Genomic DNA, 5154 nt, shown 5'->3' with positions numbered 1-5154 from the left:
GCGAGGACGGCGTCCGGCCCGCGGGCCGCGGCGCCGGCGCCCGCGCGCAGCGCCCGCGAGAGCACCAGCGCCGCCGTCCGCTCCCCCGTCGAGAGGTAGCGGTTGCGGCTGGACAGCGCCAGCCCGTCTGCCTCGCGGACCGTCGGCACGCCGACGATCTCGTACGGCAGCTCGAGGTCGGCCACCATGCGGCGGACCAGGGTGAGCTGCTGGTAGTCCTTCTCGCCGAACAGCGCGTAGCTGGGCACGGTGAGATTGAGCAGCTTCGCGACCACCGTCAGCACGCCGGCGAAGTGGCCCGGCCGCACCGCTCCCTCCAGCTCAGCGCCCAGCGGGCCGGGCGCGACGGTGACCTGCGGCTGCCCGTGCGGGTACAGCTCGTCCGTCGCCGGCGCGAACACGACGTCGACGCCTTCCTCGGCGCAGGCGGCGAGGTCGTCGTCGAACGTGCGCGGATAGCGGTCGAAGTCCTCGCCCGGGCCGAACTGCAGCGGGTTCACGAAGATCGTCACGATCACCGTGCCGCCCGCGCCGACCTCGTCGCGGGCGGCGCGCATGAGGGCGCGGTGGCCCTCGTGCAGCGCACCCATCGTCATGACGACGGCGCTCTCGTTCTCGCCGCGCGACAGCGCCTCGGCGAGCTCGTCCCGGGTGCGGGCGACGATGATCGGGTCGGTCACGCGCGCCACGCTACCGGCCTCAGCGTGTGACGATCGTCTGCACCTCCGCGACCGGCAGGTCGAACGTCGCCGACGTGGTCTGCGGGTCGAGCGGACCCTGCGGCTCGCCGTTGGCGAACCACTCGATGCTCCACCGGCTCTCCGCCAGGACGTTCGCGACGCCGCCCGGCAGGTGCGCGCTGGACCGGGTGAACGTCAGCGCGCAGTCGGACGTGGCGCCGGAGGTCCAGGCCACGCCGTGGCCGTCGCAGGCGACCGGTGCGGCGTTGCTCGCGGAGAAGTTCATCCCGCTCAGCGTCGCGTCGACGCGGGCCTCGTTGTCGCCGGCCGCGGCGTGCACCTCCAGCTCCACGGGGCCGTCGTCGAGCCACAGCCAGGTGGGCAGGTTGACGACGGTGGCGCCGTCGCCGTCGCGGCGCGGGTTCCAGGCGATCTGCGGGTCGGGCAGTTCCAGCTCGTCGTAGGCGACCTGGACGAGGATCTCCGGCGGGATGGGCGGGACGGGCACCGGCTCGCCCGGCCGCACGTAGACGCCCGGGTGCTCGTCGAACCACTCGTTGGCGTACTCGACGAACCCCTCGATGTCGCCGTCGTAGTCGGCGCTGGAGCACATGCCGCCCCACCAGTGGCCCTCGGTGTCGTCCTTGTACAGCTCGTAGTTCGGGTACGGCGGGATCGGGTTGCCGTCGGGGTCGCGGCCGTTGCCGTACTTCTGGATCCACTCGTAGTACTCCTTGCCGGTCATGCTCTGGATGTAGCGGCACGGCGGCAGGACGGTGACGGTCTCGGCCGGGATCTCGTAGCCCTCGTCCCCGGAGGTCGTCCCGGACCCCCAGACGGTGATGCTGATGGCGCCGTCCTCGGCGCCGGGCGTGGAACCGCCGTCCTCGTCGTCGCAGCTGCCGATGCCGCACCGCGGCGCGGGATCGGCGGCCGCCGGCGGCATCGCGGCCGCCGTCAGACCGGTGGCGACGAGCAGGGCGGGCACGGCGCCCAGGGCGACGCGCCGGATGGTCGAATGTCGGTTCAGCATGATGCGTCCTCGTCGAGTGCGTTCTCGTTGACCCGCCAGCCGCTGCCGTCGTTGGCCAGCACGGCACGCATGGGGATGACCGGGTGCTGATCGACGCCGTCGGGGGCCCGCTCCTCGCCGTCGTCGATCAGCACGACCTCGGAGCCGTCGACGCAGCCGCCGAGCACCACCAGGGTGTCGCTGCTCTCCTCGACGACCGGGGTGATGACCATCTGGCCGCCGTAGCGGATGCCGTTGTCGACCTGGTACTCCAGCGAGCGCTCGACCTCGTCCACGACGGGTGCGGCGGCCAGTCCGGTGAGTTCCTCGCTGAGCCGCAGCTCGCCCAGCGACCACCGCCACTCGCGGGCGAACGCGACGAACGTGGTCAGCGCGGCCTCCTCGGCCGGCCCGGACGGCGGCGGGGTGACGATGGTGACGCCCGCCTCGGGGAAGGCGTGCTCGGTGGGTGCCGGCTCGTCGTCCGGCGTCGCCTCCTGCGTCGCTGCGGGGGTGGTCGCGACCGGCGACGAGCGGACGTCGTCGAGTCCGGCAGGCTCCTGGCCGCCGCTCTCGCCGCACGCGGCCAGCGTGAGCGCCAGGGCGCACAACGCCAGGCCGAGGGCTCGCGGACGGGCAAGCACGCGCTGTCACTCCTCGCGGACCGGATACGGACGGATTGCGTGTGCCCGGGCGCAAGGTAACACAAAATCCTGTGACACCGGTACGGGAGCCGAGTACCGTACGGCGACTGTGCGTCTCTTCGCCACCCTCGTCGTCCTCGGTTTCCGCCGGTGGTCGACGTACCGGCTGGCGACCGCCGCCGGGGCGTTCACGAACACCGTCTTCGGCCTGATCAAGGCGTCCATCACCGTCGGCGCCATCGGCGCGGCGGGCGGGACGCTGGCCGGCTACGACGCGCTCGCCGGCGCTACCTACGCATGGGTCGTGCAGGCCCTGGTCGCGCCGGTGAACGTGTTCCACTGGAACGAGCTGGCGCTGCGCATCCGCGACGGCGACATCGCCGTCGACCTCGCCCGCCCGCTCGACCCGCAGTTCGCCCACCTCGCCGGGTTCCTCGGCCGGGCCGTCCACCAGTTCATCCCGCGCGGCGCGCCGCCCCTGTTGGCCGGGGCTCTGATCACCGGGCTCGCGCTGCCCACGTCGCCGCTCCCCTACCTGCTCGGGCTGGTGAGCGTCGTGCTCGCGGTCTCGGTGTCGTTCGCGACCTGGTGGCTGGTGAACCTGGCGGCGTTCTGGCTGATCGAGCTGCGCGGCCTGCTCACGCTGCACATCGTCGGCATGAGCGTGCTGTCCGGCCTGGTGATCCCGGTGCACTGGTTCCCCGACTGGCTGGCCACACTGGCGGCGCTGACGCCGTTCCCGTCGATCCTGCAGGCGCCGGTCGACGTCATCACCGGGCGGGTCGAGGGGACGGCGGCGCTCGGCGTGCTGGCGGTCCAGGCGGCGTGGCTGGCCGGGGTCCTGCTGCTCGGGCGTCTGGTGTTCGCGCGCGGTGCCCGGAAGCTGGTGGTGCAGGGTGGCTGAGGCAGGCCGGTTCCGCCCCTACCGCGTGCTGCTGGGCTCGCGCATGCGGTCGCAGACGGCGTACCGCCGCTCGTTCGTGTCCGACCTGCTGGGCAGCGTCGGCATCGGACTCGTGGAGTTCGCCGAGGTGTACATCCTGTTCGCCAACGTCGAGGTGCTCGGCGAGCTGGACTTCGCCGCCGCCGCGCTGCTGTTCGCGCTGGCCAACCTCGGCTTCAGCGTGGCGGACCTGCTCGTCGGGCACGTCGACAACCTGCCGGTGTACCTCCGGGAGGGGACGTTGGACGCGTACCTGCTGCGGCCGCTGCCGGTGCTGGCGCAGCTGATCACCAGTGACGTGTCGCTGCGCCGGCTCGGCCGGGTCGCCGTCGCCGTCGCGGTGCTCGTGGTCGCGCTGCCGCTCAACGACATCGACTGGACGGCGGACAAGGTCACGCTCCTGCTGCTCACGCCGCTTATCGCGACGGCCGTGTTCGCCGGGCTGTTCGTCTGCGCGGCGGCGATCCAGTTCTGGCTGGTCGAGGGCGCCGAGTTCGCCAACGCCTTCACCTACGGCGGCTCCTATGCGGCCAGCTACCCGGCCAGCATCTTCAGCCTGCCGATGCGGCTGCTGTTCACGTTCGTCGTGCCGGCCGCGTTCACCGCCTACCTGCCGGTGCTGGTGCTCCTGGACCTGCCGGGTCCGGCGGGCACGCCGCAGTGGCTGGGCTGGTGCGCCCCCTTGGCCGCGGTCGTCATCTGGGCCGTCGCCCTGGCCGGCTGGCGGGCCGGTCTCCGCCACTACACCGGGACGGGATCATGACCGAGCCGATCATCCAGGTGCGCGACCTGCGCCGCGAGTTCGTCGTCCGCCGTCCGGCCGGCCGGCTGCGCCGTGAACGCACCGTCGTCGCCGCCGTCGACGGGCTGACGTTCGACCTCGCCGAGGGCGCCGCCGTCGGGTACATCGGCGCGAACGGGGCCGGGAAGTCCACCACCATCAAGATGCTCACCGGGATCCTGGTTCCGACGGCGGGGACGGTGCGCACCTGCGGGCTGGACCCGGTGCGCCGCCGCCGTGACCTGGCCCGGCAGATCGGCGTCGTGTTCGGTCAGCGCAGCCAGCTCTGGTGGGATCTGCCGCTGGCCGAGTCGTTCCGCGCGCTCGCCGCCATCCACCGGCTGCCCGAGGGGGCGTGGCCGGGCCGCCGCGACGAGCTGGTCGACCGGCTGGACCTCGGCGCCTTCCTGGCCACGCCGGTGCGCCAGCTCTCGCTGGGCCAGCGGATCCGCGGCGAGATCGCAGCGGCGCTGCTGCACTCGCCGCGGCTGCTGATCCTCGACGAGCCGACCATCGGGCTGGACGTGCTGAGCAAGGAGCGGCTGCGGGTGTTCCTCGCCGAGCAGCGCACGCTGCACGGCACGACGCTGCTGCTCACGACGCACGACATGGACGACGTGCAACGGCTCACCGACCGCGTCCTCGTGGTCGACCACGGCCGCCTGGTCTACGACGGGACGCTGCCCGGCCTGAGCGCGCAGGTCGGCGCCGAGCGCGTCATGGTGGTCGACCTCGTCGAGCCGGTGCGCGACCTCGGCGCCATCGACGGCACCCGCTGCGTCGCCGTCGAGCCCGACGGGCTGCGGCACCGGCTTGCGTTCACGCCCGAGCACACCACGGCGGGGGCGATCCTGGAGGCGGTGGGCCGCCGCGCCCAGGTGCGCGACCTCGCCATCGAGGAGCCCGACATCGAGGACGTCGTCCGCCGCCTCTACCTGGCCCAGCTCAGCGGCGACGGTCGCGGAGACCGGCCATGAGCAGCGCGCCGACGACGGCCAGCCCGGCGCCGACGGCGAGCATGACGTCGGCGGCCCGCGCCGGGTCCGGGCCCGCGGCGCCCGCCACGGCCACCGCCACCGCGACCCCGACCGCCG

The 5154-nt window shown here is 73.2% G+C and carries 6 protein-coding genes; 3 read left to right on the top strand and 3 right to left on the bottom strand.

Going from position 1 to position 5154, the window contains the following annotated elements:
• From panC to DY240_RS32995, 3 genes are all read right to left on the bottom strand, one after another.
• Positions 1 to 680, bottom strand: a 680-nt coding sequence (panC, locus tag DY240_RS24175; protein ID WP_199702295.1) for a pantoate--beta-alanine ligase, incomplete at its 3' end; no start/stop codon positions are given.
• A gap of 19 nt (positions 681 to 699) precedes the next feature.
• Positions 700 to 1713, bottom strand: coding sequence for a hypothetical protein (locus tag DY240_RS24170; RefSeq protein WP_119662276.1), 1014 nt, complete (start codon positions 1711 to 1713; stop codon positions 700 to 702).
• Positions 1707 to 2336: a hypothetical protein gene (locus DY240_RS32995; RefSeq protein ID WP_199702293.1), complete on the bottom strand. Its 630-nt coding sequence runs from the start codon at positions 2334 to 2336 to the stop codon at positions 1707 to 1709. Before DY240_RS32995 ends, DY240_RS24170 begins: the two co-directional genes overlap by 7 nt.
• 109 nt (positions 2337 to 2445) lie before the next feature.
• On the opposite strand from DY240_RS32995, the gene DY240_RS24160 reads away from it, so the two are divergent.
• The 3 genes from DY240_RS24160 to DY240_RS24150 are packed head-to-tail and all read left to right on the top strand — an operon-like array spanning position 2446 to position 5037.
• Positions 2446 to 3240 (top strand): ABC transporter permease, encoded by a 795-nt coding sequence (locus DY240_RS24160; protein ID WP_199702291.1) that lies wholly within the window; start codon positions 2446 to 2448, stop codon positions 3238 to 3240.
• Positions 3233 to 4042: an ABC transporter permease gene (locus DY240_RS24155; RefSeq protein WP_199702289.1), complete on the top strand. Its 810-nt coding sequence runs from the start codon at positions 3233 to 3235 to the stop codon at positions 4040 to 4042. Before DY240_RS24160 ends, DY240_RS24155 begins: the two co-directional genes overlap by 8 nt.
• Entirely contained in the window at positions 4039 to 5037 is a 999-nt protein-coding gene (locus tag DY240_RS24150) for an ABC transporter ATP-binding protein (protein WP_119662274.1), read from the top strand. The genes DY240_RS24155 and DY240_RS24150 overlap by 4 nt, the downstream gene beginning before the upstream one ends.
• Positions 5038 to 5154 lie beyond the last annotated feature (117 nt).

Source organism: Jiangella rhizosphaerae, assembly GCF_003579925.1.
GTDB lineage: Bacteria > Actinomycetota > Actinomycetes > Jiangellales > Jiangellaceae > Jiangella > Jiangella rhizosphaerae.
Note: the sequence above shows the minus strand (reverse complement) of the source record. Positions and strands in the feature narration are given on the sequence as shown.